The 13,737-nt window shown below is 49.6% G+C and carries 20 protein-coding genes; 18 read left to right on the forward strand and 2 right to left on the reverse strand.

Annotated elements, in window-relative coordinates; all coding sequences use genetic code 11:
* The 15 genes from map (at position 1) to C812_RS00350 (ending at position 10,017) form a co-directional block, all read left to right on the forward strand.
* Positions 1-753: a type I methionyl aminopeptidase gene (gene map, locus C812_RS00280; RefSeq protein WP_016310722.1), complete on the forward strand. Its 753-nt coding sequence runs from the start codon at positions 1-3 to the stop codon at positions 751-753.
* A gap of 3 nt (positions 754-756) precedes the next feature.
* Positions 757-1,071, forward strand: coding sequence for a KOW domain-containing RNA-binding protein (locus C812_RS00285; RefSeq protein WP_009226661.1), 315 nt, complete (start codon positions 757-759; stop codon positions 1,069-1,071).
* 2 nt (positions 1,072-1,073) lie between these two features.
* Complete coding sequence (gene infA, locus C812_RS00290; protein WP_007132547.1) at positions 1,074-1,289, forward strand: translation initiation factor IF-1; 216 nt, start codon at positions 1,074-1,076, stop codon at positions 1,287-1,289.
* A gap of 165 nt (positions 1,290-1,454) precedes the next feature.
* Positions 1,455-1,568 carry a 50S ribosomal protein L36 gene (rpmJ, locus tag C812_RS00295; RefSeq protein ID WP_003333770.1) on the forward strand — a complete coding sequence of 38 codons (114 nt, stop codon included), beginning with the start codon at positions 1,455-1,457 and terminating at the stop codon, positions 1,566-1,568.
* A 21-nt stretch (positions 1,569-1,589) separates the two neighbouring features.
* Complete coding sequence (gene rpsM / locus C812_RS00300; protein WP_016310723.1) at positions 1,590-1,958, forward strand: 30S ribosomal protein S13; 369 nt, start codon at positions 1,590-1,592, stop codon at positions 1,956-1,958.
* A 19-nt stretch (positions 1,959-1,977) separates the two neighbouring features.
* On the forward strand, positions 1,978-2,373 hold the full coding sequence (gene rpsK / locus C812_RS00305) for a 30S ribosomal protein S11 (protein ID WP_009226663.1): 396 nt from the start codon (positions 1,978-1,980) through the stop codon (positions 2,371-2,373).
* Between the two features lie 132 nt (positions 2,374-2,505).
* Positions 2,506-3,450, forward strand: coding sequence for a DNA-directed RNA polymerase subunit alpha (locus C812_RS00310; RefSeq protein ID WP_009226664.1), 945 nt, complete (start codon positions 2,506-2,508; stop codon positions 3,448-3,450).
* Between the two features lie 37 nt (positions 3,451-3,487).
* The gene (gene rplQ, locus C812_RS00315) at positions 3,488-3,853 is read left to right on the forward strand and encodes a 50S ribosomal protein L17 (protein WP_009226665.1); all 366 of its coding nucleotides are present in this window, start codon (positions 3,488-3,490) and stop codon (positions 3,851-3,853) included.
* 116 nt (positions 3,854-3,969) lie between these two features.
* Positions 3,970-4,755: a tRNA pseudouridine(38-40) synthase TruA gene (gene truA, locus C812_RS00320; RefSeq protein WP_016310724.1), complete on the forward strand. Its 786-nt coding sequence runs from the start codon at positions 3,970-3,972 to the stop codon at positions 4,753-4,755.
* A 274-nt stretch (positions 4,756-5,029) separates the two neighbouring features.
* Positions 5,030-5,467, forward strand: coding sequence for a 50S ribosomal protein L13 (rplM, locus tag C812_RS00325; protein WP_009226667.1), 438 nt, complete (start codon positions 5,030-5,032; stop codon positions 5,465-5,467).
* A 20-nt stretch (positions 5,468-5,487) separates the two neighbouring features.
* The gene (gene rpsI / locus C812_RS00330; protein ID WP_009226668.1) at positions 5,488-5,880 is read left to right on the forward strand and encodes a 30S ribosomal protein S9; all 393 of its coding nucleotides are present in this window, start codon (positions 5,488-5,490) and stop codon (positions 5,878-5,880) included.
* 210 nt (positions 5,881-6,090) lie between these two features.
* Entirely contained in the window at positions 6,091-6,783 is a 693-nt protein-coding gene (locus tag C812_RS00335) for a phosphoadenylyl-sulfate reductase (protein ID WP_016310725.1), read from the forward strand.
* A gap of 37 nt (positions 6,784-6,820) precedes the next feature.
* Positions 6,821-7,993 (forward strand): sulfate adenylyltransferase, encoded by a 1,173-nt coding sequence (gene sat / locus C812_RS00340; RefSeq protein ID WP_016310726.1) that lies wholly within the window; start codon positions 6,821-6,823, stop codon positions 7,991-7,993.
* Between the two features lie 93 nt (positions 7,994-8,086).
* Positions 8,087-8,857 carry an N-acetylmuramoyl-L-alanine amidase CwlD gene (gene cwlD / locus C812_RS00345; RefSeq protein WP_016310727.1) on the forward strand — a complete coding sequence of 257 codons (771 nt, stop codon included), beginning with the start codon at positions 8,087-8,089 and terminating at the stop codon, positions 8,855-8,857.
* A 44-nt stretch (positions 8,858-8,901) separates the two neighbouring features.
* A complete protein-coding gene (locus tag C812_RS00350) occupies positions 8,902-10,017 on the forward strand; it encodes an Mrp/NBP35 family ATP-binding protein (protein ID WP_016310728.1) in 1,116 nt (371 codons plus the stop codon).
* 47 nt (positions 10,018-10,064) lie between these two features.
* Here the strand turns inward: C812_RS00350 and gerD are convergent, their stop codons facing one another.
* Positions 10,065-10,853 (reverse strand): spore germination lipoprotein GerD, encoded by a 789-nt coding sequence (gerD, locus tag C812_RS00355; protein WP_016310729.1) that lies wholly within the window; start codon positions 10,851-10,853, stop codon positions 10,065-10,067.
* A 138-nt stretch (positions 10,854-10,991) separates the two neighbouring features.
* Here gerD and C812_RS00360 point away from each other — a divergent pair, with 138 nt between their 5' ends.
* Complete coding sequence (locus C812_RS00360) at positions 10,992-11,600, forward strand: KinB-signaling pathway activation protein (RefSeq protein WP_016310730.1); 609 nt, start codon at positions 10,992-10,994, stop codon at positions 11,598-11,600.
* A gap of 21 nt (positions 11,601-11,621) precedes the next feature.
* Here C812_RS00360 and pdaB read toward each other — a convergent pair whose 3' ends face one another.
* Positions 11,622-12,431 (reverse strand): polysaccharide deacetylase family sporulation protein PdaB, encoded by an 810-nt coding sequence (pdaB, locus tag C812_RS00365; RefSeq protein ID WP_016310731.1) that lies wholly within the window; start codon positions 12,429-12,431, stop codon positions 11,622-11,624.
* Between the two features lie 90 nt (positions 12,432-12,521).
* On the opposite strand from pdaB, the gene C812_RS00370 reads away from it, so the two are divergent.
* Positions 12,522-13,169 carry a stage II sporulation protein M gene (locus C812_RS00370; RefSeq protein WP_244268265.1) on the forward strand — a complete coding sequence of 216 codons (648 nt, stop codon included), beginning with the start codon at positions 12,522-12,524 and terminating at the stop codon, positions 13,167-13,169.
* 142 nt (positions 13,170-13,311) lie between these two features.
* Positions 13,312-13,542, forward strand: coding sequence for a hypothetical protein (locus C812_RS00375; protein WP_016310733.1), 231 nt, complete (start codon positions 13,312-13,314; stop codon positions 13,540-13,542).
* Positions 13,543-13,737: the final 195 nt, after the last annotated feature.

Here is a 13,737-nt window from a genome sequence, read left to right on the forward strand (position 1 = left end):
ATGATCATTTGTAAATCCGAAACGGAACTGGGCTTTATGCGAGAAGCTGGGCGGATCGTCGCGGAAACGCACAGGCTCATGGCCCAAGCGATTCAGCCTGGAATTACGACGGGAGAACTCGATCAACTCGCCGATAAATACATTCGCAGTCAGGGCGCCGTGCCGTCCTTTAAAGGTTACAACGGTTTTCCTTACAGCATTTGCGCTTCGGTCAACGAAGAATTGGTACACGGATTTCCCGGCAAACGCAAATTGAACGAAGGCGATATCATTACACTGGATATCGGCGCGGAGTATCGTGGTTTCCATGGGGACTCGGCGTGGACGTATCCGGTAGGTCAAATTTCGGAGGAAGCCAAGCGACTCTTGGAAGTCACCGAAGGTTCCTTGTATGCGGGCCTTGCGCTCGTTAAACCGGATGTTCGATTGTACACGATCTCGCATGCAATTCAGCAATTCATCGAAGCTGCCGGTTTTTCCGTCGTTCGGGAATATGTGGGTCATGGCATTGGCGCGAGCTTGCATGAAGAACCGCAAATTCCGAATTATGGTTTGCCCGACCGGGGCCCGCGGCTTAAGCCGGGGATGGTCCTGGCGATCGAACCGATGGTTAACATGGGGAAGCGATATGTTAAAACGCTGGAAGACAATTGGACAGTGGTTACGGTGGATGGCTCCTTGTGCGCTCACTTTGAGCATACGGTAGCTGTTACGCCGGACGGGATGGAAATTTTCACGAAGCTGGATGCGTAGGTGATGAACGTGAAAGAGCGCTCAGCGCCGCAAATCGGTCAGTTGGTGAAAGTTCTCAAAGGCAGGGATGCCGGAGCGATTTATGTGATTGTCGGGATTCTGGACGACAAATTCGTCTGGATCGCGGACGGAAACAAACGGAAGTTTGATGGACCCAAACGTAAAAATGCCCAGCATCTTGAGCTACTGCCCATCGTTAGCAGCGAGGTTGTTCATAGTTTGCAGGAAAGCGGACGGGTGACGAACGGGAAACTGCGCCATGCAGTTCTTGCTTATCAGAAGTCCGCCAATTCTATGGCTGAAGAGAAAGGAGACTGACTGTGGCTAAAGAAGATGTCATTGAAGTCGAAGGTACGGTCATTGAACCGTTGCCGAATGCAACCTTTAGAGTAGAGTTGGAGAATGGTCATCAAATTCTCGCTCACGTTTCCGGGAAGTTGCGGATGCACTTTATCCGCATTCTGACAGGAGACAAAGTGGTCGTACAGCTTTCGCCATACGATTTGACGAAAGGCCGGATCACTTACCGCAAATAGACTATACCCATTATGGTAAAGTTGTGGTACAATATTCAGGTTGAGTTGTTTCTGACAGTAGTTTATGATTAGAATGCGTGCGATTGGATTTTTGCTTTCGCAAAAGAAGAACGTATGCTTTCGATCCCAGTTTTACTTCTGTAAAACTTTTAGGAGGTAATTAGCATGAAGGTAAGACCTTCTGTAAAGCCGATTTGCGAAAAATGCAAAGTCATTCGTCGCAAAGGCAATGTCATGGTGATTTGCGAAAATCCGAAACACAAACAAAAACAAGGTTAATTGAAGGGGGTGTAGCGTAAAATGGCACGTATTGCTGGTGTGGATTTGCCACGTGATAAACGCGTTGAGATCGCCTTAACTTACATTTTCGGAATCGGTAAAACGACTTCCCAGAAAATCCTGAAAGAAACAGGCATCAATCCGGACACTCGTGTTCGTGATTTGACGGAAGATGAGGTTAGCAAACTACGCGAAACGATCGACAAAACGGTCAAGGTTGAAGGTGACCTGCGTCGTGAAATTTCTTTAAATATTAAACGTTTGATCGAAATTGGCTGCTACCGCGGAGTGCGTCATCGTCGCGGCTTGCCGGTTCGCGGACAACGTACGAAAACGAATGCCCGTACTCGTAAGGGTCCTCGTCGTACTGTAGCGAACAAGAAGAAATAAGAAGGGGGGATAACAGACAATGGCTAAACCAAAGAAAGTCGTACGTACGAAACGTCGTGACCGGAAAAATATTGAATCTGGCGTGGCTCATATCCGCTCCACATTCAATAACACGATTGTCACTATTACGGATCCACACGGTAACGCGATTTCCTGGGCGAGCTCCGGCGGTCTTGGATTCAAAGGTTCCCGTAAGTCGACTCCGTTTGCTGCACAAATGGCTGCTGAATCTGCTGCCAAAGCTGCGATGGAACATGGCATGAAAACCGTTGAGGTTATGGTTAAAGGCCCTGGCGCCGGCCGTGAGGCCGCTATCCGCTCCTTGCAAGCGGCAGGCCTTGAAGTCAACATGATTAAAGACGTTACTCCAATTCCTCATAACGGCTGCCGTCCTCCAAAACGCCGCCGCGTTTAATGAAGCCGCGCTGAAGCCGTGGTATAACACCAGCGTCAATTGGGAACAATGGATGTTTAGGCATACTACGTTACGAACTTCAGCACCTTAGGCAGATTGAAAGGAACGACGTTTTGAAGGAGGGGTACTTTCGTGATAGAAATCGAAAAGCCAAAAATCGAGACCGTAGAAGTTAACGATGAAGGCACCTATGGGAAATTTGTAGTAGAACCACTTGAACGTGGGTATGGCACCACACTGGGCAACTCGCTTCGCCGGATTTTGCTCTCTTCTCTGCCGGGTGCTGCGGTAACCTCGGTCCAAATCGATGGAGTTCTGCATGAATTCGCGACCGTACCGGGCGTTATGGAGGACGTTACGGAGATCATCCTGAACCTGAAAGCACTCTCGCTGAAAATTCATTCGGATGAGGAGAAGATCCTCGAAATCGATGCGGAAGGCGAAGGCGTTGTTACGGCAGGGGATATCCGTGCGGACAGCGATGTGGAAATTTTGAATACGGATCTGCATATTGCAACGCTTGAACCGGGTTCAAGACTCCACATGCGCATCTACGCAGGCCGCGGACGTGGTTACGTTCAGGCAGATCGAAATAAACGAGATGATCAACCGATCGGTGTCATTCCCGTCGATTCGATCTATACCCCGATTACACGGGTCAATTACGTGGTTGAGAATACCCGGGTTGGCCAAGTGACCAACTACGACAAGCTTACGCTTGAAGTGTGGACCGATGGCAGTATCAGACCTGAAGAAGCGGTAAGCCTCGGCGCGAAAATTTTGACCGAGCATCTCTTCTTGTTCGTAGGCCTTACGGACGAAGCGAAAGACGCGGAAATCATGGTCGAGAAGGAAGAAGACAAGAAAGAAAAAGTGCTTGAAATGACGATTGAAGAGCTTGATCTCTCCGTTCGTTCCTATAACTGCCTCAAACGTGCCGGTATCAATACGGTACAAGAGCTTACGACGAAAACCGAAGAAGACATGATGAAGGTACGTAACCTGGGTCGCAAGTCTTTGGAAGAAGTTCAAGAGAAGCTCCAAGAGTTAGGTTTGGGATTGCGCACTGAAGAATAAGTTGACTTGAATCGTTTTAGCGAAGGAGGGAAAACTCATGGCATACCAAAAGTTGGGCCGCGATTCCAGCGCACGTAAAGCATTGTTCCGTGACCTGGTAACCGACCTGTTCTTATACGAACGCATCCAAACGACGGAAGCGAAAGCGAAAGAAGTTCGTTCGATCGCTGAGAAGCTGATCACCAAGGCAAAACGTGGTGACCTGCATGCCCGTCGTCAAGTGGCAGCTTACGTTCGTCGCGAATCGATCGACGGCGAGCAGGATGCAATCCAAAAGCTGTTCACCGAACTGGCAACTCGTTATTCCAGCCGTCCAGGCGGATACACTCGTATCCTGAAGCTGGGACCTCGCCGCGGCGACGCTGCTCCTATGGTTTATCTGGAACTGGTAGATCGCGCGTAATTCGGGGGTTCCCCATTTCTTGCGTGTAAAACTCTCTGTCGGCTCGCCTTACGGCTAAGCTTTCGGAGAGTTTTTTTATTGAACTGAAGGTGTGGCCTTGAGAAAGGAAGGAACCGATGCGCAACTTGCTGATGACCGTCAGCTATGACGGAACCAACTATTTCGGCTTTCAGACCCAACCGGGCGGAAATACGGTTCAGGATCATATCGAGGGAGCCATCCGCCATTTAACGGGAGAAACGGTGAAAATTCATGGCTCGGGACGAACCGATGCCGGGGTGCATGCGAGACAGCAGCCTTTTCATTTTCACACCGATTCGCGAATTCCTGTGGAACGTTGGTGTTTGGCGCTTAACGCGCGGCTCCCTTCTGATATCCGCGTGTTGACGGCTCGGGAGGTCCCTCTGACCTTCCATTCACGGCATTCGGCCAAACGGAAAACCTACCGCTACTCCATTAATACCAACCGATTCCCGGATGTGTTCCAACGGAACTATCAGTTTCATCATCCAGGACAGCTTAATGTGGAGGCCATGCAGGCATGCCTGCCTTATCTGATGGGAACCCACGACTTTACTTCGTTCGCCTCGCGTCAGTCCACGAAGCTAAGTCACGTTCGTACCATATATGATGCCCGCATCGAGGTGGATTCATCAGCGAAAATTCCTGGAGCAACGGGGCAGGGGATTGTCCATTTTTATGTCACGGGGAGCGGATTTCTGCAACATATGGTCCGGATCATCGTGGGCACCTTGATCGAGGTCGGTGAAGGTAAACGGACGCCTGAATCGATCCAAGCGATTCTGGAGGCGAAGGATCGGACAGCCGCAGGCCCAACGGCGGAGAGTAAAGGGCTGATGCTCTGGAGCGTAGAATACGAAGAAGAAGATTTGAACGACTGAAATGGTGGGGTTTGGAAGCTTGATTTTTTCGAAGATAACCTTTGAAAAAGGCTTGCGTATTAACTGGGCTTCCTGTAAAATAAAAGTTGTGTTTTCTTGATGGCTATCCCACAGCCCCCAGTCAAGAAAGCCGCTTAAACAAGAATTATATGCTTGCTAAACATGAAGGAAACGATCGAAGATAAATCTGCTGACGTAGGTCAAGCGACCCGAAGAGCATGATCGTGTTCAGCAGGATGAACCATTTCGGACGAATTTGAAGGAGGATCTTTACATGCGTACCACTTATATGGCGAAGCCAGGCGAAGTAGAGCGCAAATGGCACATCATCGATGCCGAAGGCAAAACGCTGGGCCGCTTGGCTAGCGAAGCTGCTGCTCTTATCCGCGGTAAACACAAACCACAATTTACTCCACATGTTGACTGCGGTGACTTTGTGATCGTCATCAACGCGGAGAAAATCGCCCTGACCGGCAAAAAGCTCGATAACAAAAAATATTATCGTCATTCCCTGCATCCGGGCGGTTTGAAAGTGACCGTTGCTAAGGATTTGCTGAGAACGAAACCTGAACGTGTAATTGAATCCGCCGTTCACGGCATGCTGCCTAAAACTCGCCTTGGCGAGAAAATGAAGCTGAGACTGAAAGCTTATGCGGGCACTGAGCATCCACATGCGGCACAAAAACCTGAAGTTTACGAACTTCGCGGATAATTAAAAGGGAGGACAGTTTCATGGCACAAGTACAATACTATGGGACAGGTCGTCGTAAACATTCGGTAGCTCGTGTTCGCCTTGTACCGGGTGAAGGACGCATTGTCATCAATAAACGCGACATCAACGATTATTTTGGTCTGGAAACGCTGAAGCTGATCGTAAAACAACCGCTGACTTTGACGGAAACGCTGGGTAACTACGACGTGATCGTCATTGCTCATGGCGGCGGTATCTCCGGTCAAGCTGGCGCAATCCGCCACGGGATTTCCCGTGCTCTGCTCAAAGCAGATCCGGAACTGCGTCCTGCATTGAAGAAAGCAGGCTTCTTGACGCGTGACCCACGGATGAAGGAACGGAAGAAATACGGCCTCAAAGCAGCTCGCCGTGCTCCTCAGTTCTCGAAACGTTAATCTTTATATTGCTTACGAAAGTCCCTTTCCGTTTTGGAAAGGGACTTTTTTGCGTGTAAATTAACGGATACCTTCGGACTTTTTTTCATTTTGGAATTTTTAGTATTGACTTCTAGGGGGAATACCCTATACTTTTAAATATAATTCAAATCAGATTAGTTGGAATAATTGCGAGTCTTGATTAACCAGATGCGGGAGGTCTGAAGAACAGTGAATTTATTGGAGAAAGAGCAACTGATTGCGGCCAAGGCCGAGGAATTTGAGTCATTATCCCCCCAAGAAATCCTCGCCTGGGCGGTAGAGACATTTCCGAATATCACCTTTGCTTGCAGCTTTGGGGCTGAGGATGTCGTATTGGTTGATATGCTGCAGCAAATCAGCCCGTCTACCGACATTTTTTACTTAGACACGGATTTTCATTTTAAAGAGACTTATGAGACCCGGGACGCGATTGCGGCCAAATATGGACTGGAATTTGTACGGATCTCCCCTCTGTTGACACCGGAGGAACAAACTCAGAAGTATGGGGAGGAGCTGTGGAAGGCGGATCCTAACGCTTGCTGCAACCTGCGTAAGGTTGAGCCGCTGACACGGGTGTTGGGCCGTTACGATGCATGGATTACCGGGATTCGCCGCGACCAGGCACCAACCCGAGCCAATGCGAAGAAAATTGAATACGACACCAAGTTTGGTCTGGTGAAATTTAATCCGATCGCTAACTGGACTTCGGATGATGTATGGAACTACATTCGCGAGCATCAGCTCATTTATAATCCTTTGCATGACCGCAATTATCCTAGCATTGGCTGCGAACATTGTACCCGTCCGGTAATGCCAGGCGAAGATCCACGGGCAGGGCGTTGGTCCGGTACGGAAAAAACAGAATGCGGTTTGCACCAATAATCACGGCATTGAAATAACGGAATTGGGGGAGATACGGGTGACGTCAATATTACCGCATGGTGGAAGTCTGATTAACCGGGTGGTAACTGGATCTGAACGGGATAGTCTCTTGGAAAAGGCAAAGGGCCTTCCAGCCATTCAAATCAATAACTGGACGATTTCGGACTTGGACCTCATTGGGGTGGGGGCCTTTTCACCCTTAACCGGATTTATGAACGAAGACGATTATCGGTCAGTCGTCGATCGTATGCGGCTGGCTGACGGGACGGTCTGGAGTATTCCGATTACTCTCTCTGTCGCACGAGAACAAGCGGAAAGTTTGGAAGTAGGAGAACAGGTCGCGCTGATTGGTGAGCAGGACGGCGTTGTTTACGGTCTGCTTGAGATTGGCAGCGTCTATTCTGTAGATCAGGCTGAGGAAGCGCGTAAAGTGTTTAAAACCGATGATCCTGCGCATCCTGGAGTGAAGAAGCTGCTGGAACGTTCGCCATACTACGTTGGGGGTTCGATTCAAGTGTTGAACCGACCGGAACCGGCGCGGTTTAAGGAGTTTTATTTTGACCCAGCTGAGACGCGGCGGATCTTTGCCGAGAAGGGGTGGAGAACCGTTGTAGGGTTCCAGACCCGCAATCCGGTTCACCGGGCGCATGAATATATTCAGAAGAGTGCGATGGAAATCGTGGATGCGCTATTCCTTAATCCGCTGGTCGGCGAGACCAAATCCGACGATGTACCAGCCGATGTTCGGATGAAGAGCTATTTAACGCTGCTGAAACACTATTATCCGGCAAATCGTACTTTTCTAGGGGTGTTCCCGGCAGCAATGCGTTATGCTGGACCACGTGAAGCGATTTTTCATGCGATGGTGCGCAAAAACTACGGATGCACGCATTTTATCGTGGGTCGCGACCATGCAGGGGTTGGCGATTACTACGGAACGTATGAGGCCCAAGAGATCTTCTCGAACTTCACCTCGGAGGAGTTGGGCATCACGCCGCTGTTCTTTGAACATAGCTTTTTCTGCACGAAATGCGGGAATATGGCTTCCAGCAAGACCTGTCCGCATCCGAAAGAAGATCACCTAACCTTGTCCGGAACGAAGGTGCGCGGTTTGCTGCGCGATGGGGTTTGTCCGCCGCCGGAATTTACCCGGCCGGAGGTTGCTGAGGTCCTGATCGAAGGAATGAAGCAGCAGGTGCAACCCACTTAAATCACAGGTTAGCCTAGTCCGATAAGAGTCATATTTGTCCACCTTGTCCCATATCATGAGTAGTGTCATGAAGGGAGAAAGGTGGCTTTTTTTATGCGCGATCGAGATAAGGTGACGTTATGGATTACTCTGAACCACATCAAAATAGCGCTGATCGGCGTAGGTCTGGCTGCCGTGATCCTGGGGTTAGCCTTCTACCGGGTGCCGGCGCAGAAAGCCTGGAATTATTGGAGTCTGCCGCTGGCGGGGCAGGTGATTGCCCTGGATGCTGGGCATGGCGGACCCGATGGGGGAGCCAGCAGTAAGCAGGGGCTGATCGAGAAAGACATCAATCTCGCCGTCTCTTTGTACCTGCGCGATTATTTGCAGCAGGCGGGTGCGGTGGTTGTCATGACCCGCGAGGAGGACAAGGACTTGGCCGCGGCCGACACGAGGGGCTACAGTAAACGGAAGACCGAGGATTTAATGACACGGGTTCGCTTTATTGAGGAACAGCAGGCCGATCTGCTCGTGAGTATACACATGAACAGCATTCCTTCGCCGCGCTGGCGAGGCGCACAAACGTTCTATTATCCCAATCATGCAGATAACGCCAACTTGGCTGCGCTCGTACAGGAAGAGCTTCGACGGAATCTGGAGAACACCGATCGGGTAGCGAATCGTGCGGATAAGAGAGTGTATTTGCTTGAAGCGATGAAGATCCCGGCCGTTCTGGTGGAGGTCGGGTTCCTATCGAACCCGGAGGAAGCGGGGCTGCTTGGCACGGAATCGTACCAGCGAAAAGTAGCTGCTTCCATTTATCAAGGGATCTTGAGATATTATTCTGGAGAAAAGGTACAAACCCCGGCAGAGGATGTCAGGTAATGATATAATAGACCTAACTATCTGATGAAGTCGAGGTGCTGTCAGTGATTACAAAAGAACAGCTTCAGGCAACGTTACGCCCGGTTGCAGAACCAACCACAGGTCTCAGTCTAGTCGACCTCCAGTGGATTCGCGATATTATGATCAAGGAAGACCGCGTCTCATTAACCGTTGTTGGCTTTGAGAAAGGCAGTGCGGCACAGGTGGAAGCCGAGCGAGAGATCCGCTTTCGCTTATCCGAAGCAGGGGTGAAGGATGTGCACCTTCGCTTCCGAGAAGCTTCGGAGCAGGAGCGTGAGGCAGCGTTTAGCGCGGCTCGTCGACCTTCGGACTCATCCCATGGCGAAGGCAACGAACTGAAGGGGCATGGAGCAGGTCTGGAAGGACTGCCGATTCTTGACCCAAGATCTGGCGTGCAATTTATTGCTGTAGCCAGCGGTAAGGGCGGAGTGGGCAAATCTACCGTCACGGTGAATTTGGCGGCGGCCCTGGCGCGTCTAGGCAAGAAGGTGGGCTTAATTGACGCCGACATCTACGGCTTTAGTGTTCCCGATATGATGGGGATTGAAGAGGCGCCGGTGGTGGAGAACGGTCAAATCCTGCCCGTAGAACGCTTTGGCGTTAAGGTGATGTCGATGGGCTTCTTTATTCAGGACAATAACCCGGTCATTTGGCGGGGACCGATGCTGGGGAAAATGCTTCGGCAATTTTTCAGTGATGTTCAGTGGGGCGATTTGGATTATATGCTGCTTGATTTTCCGCCGGGTACAGGGGATATCGCCCTTGACGTGCACCAGATGATTCCGCAAAGCAAGGAGATCATCGTCACTACCCCGCATGCTACTGCTGCTTTTGTTGCTGCCCGGGCAGGGGCCATGGCGCTGCGCACGGAACATGAAGTGCTGGGCGTCGTCGAAAATATGGCTTACTACGAGTGCTCCAAATGCGGCGAGAAGGATTATGTCTTCGGACGCGGCGGCGGTGCTCGGTTGGCAGAGTCCTTACATACGGAATTGCTGGCACAATTCCCGCTGGGGGCGCCGGATAACCATCCTTCCGAGCCGGACTTTTCTCCGTCAGTGTACAAAGCAGAGACCCCGGTGGGTCAGCTGTATGACGAACTGGCGCAGCGCATCGTGTTGAAATGTAAAAAAGACTGAACCCTATAGGGTCAGTCTTTTTTTGTGGAGCGTTGATTGCTATCAGCTTATGAAGCTCCACCGCTGCCTCCGCCTTCTTTGCTTTGTCCGCCTTCATCGCCGCCGTCGTCGCCACCTTTGCCTCCGTCATCCTTAGGCTCTTTTTCGACCTTAGGCTGCAGTTGCTCTTGAACAACGGTTTTTAACAGCTCAAGCACTTCCATTTTGAACAATGGACTTTGCATGGCCTCCTGCATAACCGTCATGGATTGCTTGCGGTAGTCCGGCGTCTTGGTTAAATCAAGGAACATCTTCATGACTTCCGGCGATTTCAGGATGTCACTGATCGCTTTCTGATACGTTGGGTCCTTGATCAGCTGCATATGGAGCTCTTTGCTTTGGGCGTTAATCGCCTTCGCAAAATCTCCGGCAAACTGCGGATCGGTCATGATCTTCTCAATTTCCTTTTTGTATTCTGGGGAAGTGATCGTCTCCTTGACCGCCATTCGCACCTCATTGGCGGTTTGGGACGGGAGAATCATCTTCACCCCAAACGATCCGCTTCCGCCGGATCCACCTGAACCGGAACCAGAATCTGAACCGGAACCAGAGTCAGATCCGGACTCCGAACCGGATTCTGAGCCGCCGCTCTCGCTGCTTGGCGGAGAGCTTAACGCTTCATATATAGCTTTTTTACCTTCGTCGGTCTTAAGAATATCGATGACCATCGACTTCGTCTCTTTATAACCCCCACCCTGGGAAGAGGAGGAGGAGCTTTGTTCAGAACCGCAGGCTGCAAGCGGAAGAGTGAATGTACATAAGAAGCATAAAATCCAACGGGTACCCCGCCATTTCATGGTTCCCTTCCTCCTTATCATCATTGCTGAAGTTAGTATGCGGCTTAGAAACGGAAATATCCCAACGAAAAGCTTAAAAACAATGGTTTTTTACCGGGATCGTTGGTAAAATATTTCGTTAGTGGAGGTGGAAGGGGCTTGAACTTAAAAAAGTGGCTTTACTTATTTGGGACAACCTTAGCCGTAGGAGCGGCGGGGTCGCTGATTGTCGGCCTGTTGTTGCAATGGGCCGATACCCTGCAATATAAAGGTTTGACCGATATTCTGGTCAATGTCGGGATTTTACTTGGCGTGGGCATTATGGTTAGCGTGTATTCCCAAATGGGCTTTTTTGCATATTTAATGATCAATTATATGGGGAACGGGGTCTTCTCCAGAAGAACGTGGCAATATATCCAGTTGGTCTTAACTGCCTTGGCGTTGCTGGAGCTCATGTTCTTCCGCATTTTCGTAGGCGGTGAGAAGAACGGGTATTCTGACATCGTCCTTGGCATTGTCATTCTTATTGTGGCTGTGGGAACTGCGTTTTATAAGGCGAAATTGACGAATGCAACTGCCTGGATTCCCACGTTGTTCTTTATGATTGCGGTTACGATTGTAGAGACCGTTGGCGTATTGAAGATTGGGGTCAATTCCGCGACGGCCTGGATTGTTGCGCCACTAGTCGCATGTAATGCATATCAGATCTTAATTCTACAGCGCGTACTGAATTCAGGATCGACAGAAATACCAAAAAGCCCAGCCTAAACTGGGCTTTTTTGCTACAGTTTACAATCCAATTGCGTACTTAAGCTGCTTCTTCAGCCACGCTTGATCACGGACTTCGTTGCCTTGAACGCTGGCTTCCTGCAGCAGGTCCGTTACGGTCACAAACTCATAGCCCTTCTTGCGGAGCTCATCGATGATAATCGGCAACGCTTCATGCGTTTGCTTCACCGAATCGCTGGCGTGAAGGAGAACGATATCCCCGGGATGAGCTTTTTTAACGACGCGGTCAACGATGGTTTGAACTCCTTTGTTCATCCAATCCTGAGAGTCCGTATCCCATTGAATGACTTTGTAGCCTTGACTTGCAGCAATTCTAAGCACGCGCTTATCGAAGTCACCGTTTGGAAGCCGCAGCAGCTTAGGAGGTTGGCCCGTTACTTCGGTCAAAATCGTATGTGCGGTTGAAATCTGACGGGCGATTTCCTCATCGCTCAGGCTGCTGTAATTTGTGTGCTTATGCCCGTGGCTTCCAATTTCATAACCTTCCTTCTGAATTGCTTTGACGATGTCTGGATGGGTCTTGCTCCAAGGCGAAGATAGGAAGAAGGTGGCTTTCTGCACATTCTTCTCCTTCAACACGTTGAGAATCGGCTCGGCCCGCGTATCGCCCCAACTGATATCGAAGGTAAGGGCTATGACTTTTTTGTTCGTGGACACGCTATAAATAGCCGACGGAGCGCTTTCCTCTGAGAATACCGTGACATGGCCCTGCTCCACGTAAATGACGCCGGCAGCAAAGAGGGCCGCAGCGAAGACAAAGAAAAAGCGTTTGATTTTCTTTCCGTTAAGGACATAGAAGAAGTTGTTCATGAACCTTTAAGCCCCTCTCGTTATCAGAATGAAATGATCTGAACTGATCCGCTTGTACAAATGTATGCTTGTTCCACAGCTTTATGACGCTTGGCCGATCATAATTTGAAGGAGCTTGATGCAATGTTTTCGATTCAGAAGTTTATCCGCGACTTACGTAAATATAAGAAAGCCATGCTGCTATCGATTTTGATTTTTGCAGCGGGACTAGTTCTGGGGGCAGCAAATGCAGACACGTTAACCCGCCTGGTAATGCCTAACCTCGAACAGCTTAGCCGGATCAGCCGGGATTTGGCACAGTCGGAGCATCCGGAGTGGAACTTCTTCCTGTTTATCTTTTTTAATAATGTGACTAAAAGTCTCGGTGTGATGTTGCTAGGCGCCATTCTTGGGATTTTACCGGCTTTCTTCTTGTTGATGAACGGTTTGGCTTTAGGATTTGTGGTGGCGGCGGCTGGCGGTCGAGGTGAGAATTTAGTGGATTTGATCGTTCGAGGCCTGCTTCCTCACGGGATCATTGAAATTCCTGCGATTCTAATTGCCGCAGGGTTTGGGATGCAATTCGGCTATTTGGCGGTAAAGAGCTTAGGAGAGGCCGGTTCCAGAGATGCCTCGGAGCGCACGGTGGATTGGAGAGGCTTTCTTGTTTCTGCCGGGCGGGGGGCGATCTGGATTGTTGTTATGCTGCTGGTCGCTGCGGTGATTGAGAGCACGTTAACTTTTTATCTCGTTGGTTGAGCGGCAAGTCAGGTCTTTGAAAATTAAAGTGATTAATGATTTTCGCAAGCATTCATAAATTTCCCAAAAAGTGAGCATAACATTAAAGCATCTATAAGTAGATCGATATCTTAAAACATGGATTGAACAAGGAGTGTTATGCATGCTGGGAATGTTGTTCACTGATAAGGAATGCAAAGAACTAGATTATGTGCTGCGAAAAGAATTGGATGAAATGCTGCTCGATCTGAACGATACGCGACTCGATCAAGATATTCGTCAGGCGATCGCTAACCGCTATAAAACGATTTTCCGGATGTATGCTCGCTTTGCTCCCTCCAAGGAATTATCGAAATATGCCCGGCGGGCACGTTTTCCACAAGCTAAAGAATAGGTTAAGATTATAGTTGACGGCGGGGCTAATCTTATGGTAAATTAGCAATCGTCCCTGTTTTGCATGGACAAGCAGTGAAGAAGGGAAAACATTAGCAAGAAAAAAAGTTCAAAAAAACTCTTGCAAAAACCTGACTGACTGTGATATATTATAAAAGTCGCCGCTGAAACAAAGCGATGACGAAAAACGAAGTTG

It is taken from the genome of Paenibacillus barengoltzii G22 (assembly GCF_000403375.2).
GTDB lineage: Bacteria > Bacillota > Bacilli > Paenibacillales > Paenibacillaceae > Fontibacillus > Fontibacillus barengoltzii.

Excerpts from the sequence above, each read along its gene's own strand:
- map (WP_016310722.1), top strand. The coding sequence starts at position 1 with ATGATCATTTGTAAATCCGAAACGGAACTGGGCTTTATGCGAGAAGCT.
- C812_RS00285 (WP_009226661.1), top strand. The coding sequence starts at position 757 with ATGAACGTGAAAGAGCGCTCAGCGCCGCAAATCGGTCAGTTGGTGAAA.
- rpmJ (WP_003333770.1), top strand. The coding sequence starts at position 1,455 with ATGAAGGTAAGACCTTCTGTAAAGCCGATTTGCGAAAAATGCAAAGTC.
- rpsM (WP_016310723.1), top strand. The coding sequence starts at position 1,590 with ATGGCACGTATTGCTGGTGTGGATTTGCCACGTGATAAACGCGTTGAG.
- rpsK (WP_009226663.1), top strand. The coding sequence starts at position 1,978 with ATGGCTAAACCAAAGAAAGTCGTACGTACGAAACGTCGTGACCGGAAA.
- rplQ (WP_009226665.1), top strand. The coding sequence starts at position 3,488 with ATGGCATACCAAAAGTTGGGCCGCGATTCCAGCGCACGTAAAGCATTG.
- truA (WP_016310724.1), top strand. The coding sequence starts at position 3,970 with ATGCGCAACTTGCTGATGACCGTCAGCTATGACGGAACCAACTATTTC.
- rplM (WP_009226667.1), top strand. The coding sequence starts at position 5,030 with ATGCGTACCACTTATATGGCGAAGCCAGGCGAAGTAGAGCGCAAATGG.
- rpsI (WP_009226668.1), top strand. The coding sequence starts at position 5,488 with ATGGCACAAGTACAATACTATGGGACAGGTCGTCGTAAACATTCGGTA.
- cwlD (WP_016310727.1), top strand. The coding sequence starts at position 8,087 with ATGCGCGATCGAGATAAGGTGACGTTATGGATTACTCTGAACCACATC.
- gerD (WP_016310729.1), bottom strand. The coding sequence starts at position 10,853 with ATGAAATGGCGGGGTACCCGTTGGATTTTATGCTTCTTATGTACATTC.
- pdaB (WP_016310731.1), bottom strand. The coding sequence starts at position 12,431 with ATGAACAACTTCTTCTATGTCCTTAACGGAAAGAAAATCAAACGCTTT.
- C812_RS00375 (WP_016310733.1), top strand. The coding sequence starts at position 13,312 with ATGCTGGGAATGTTGTTCACTGATAAGGAATGCAAAGAACTAGATTAT.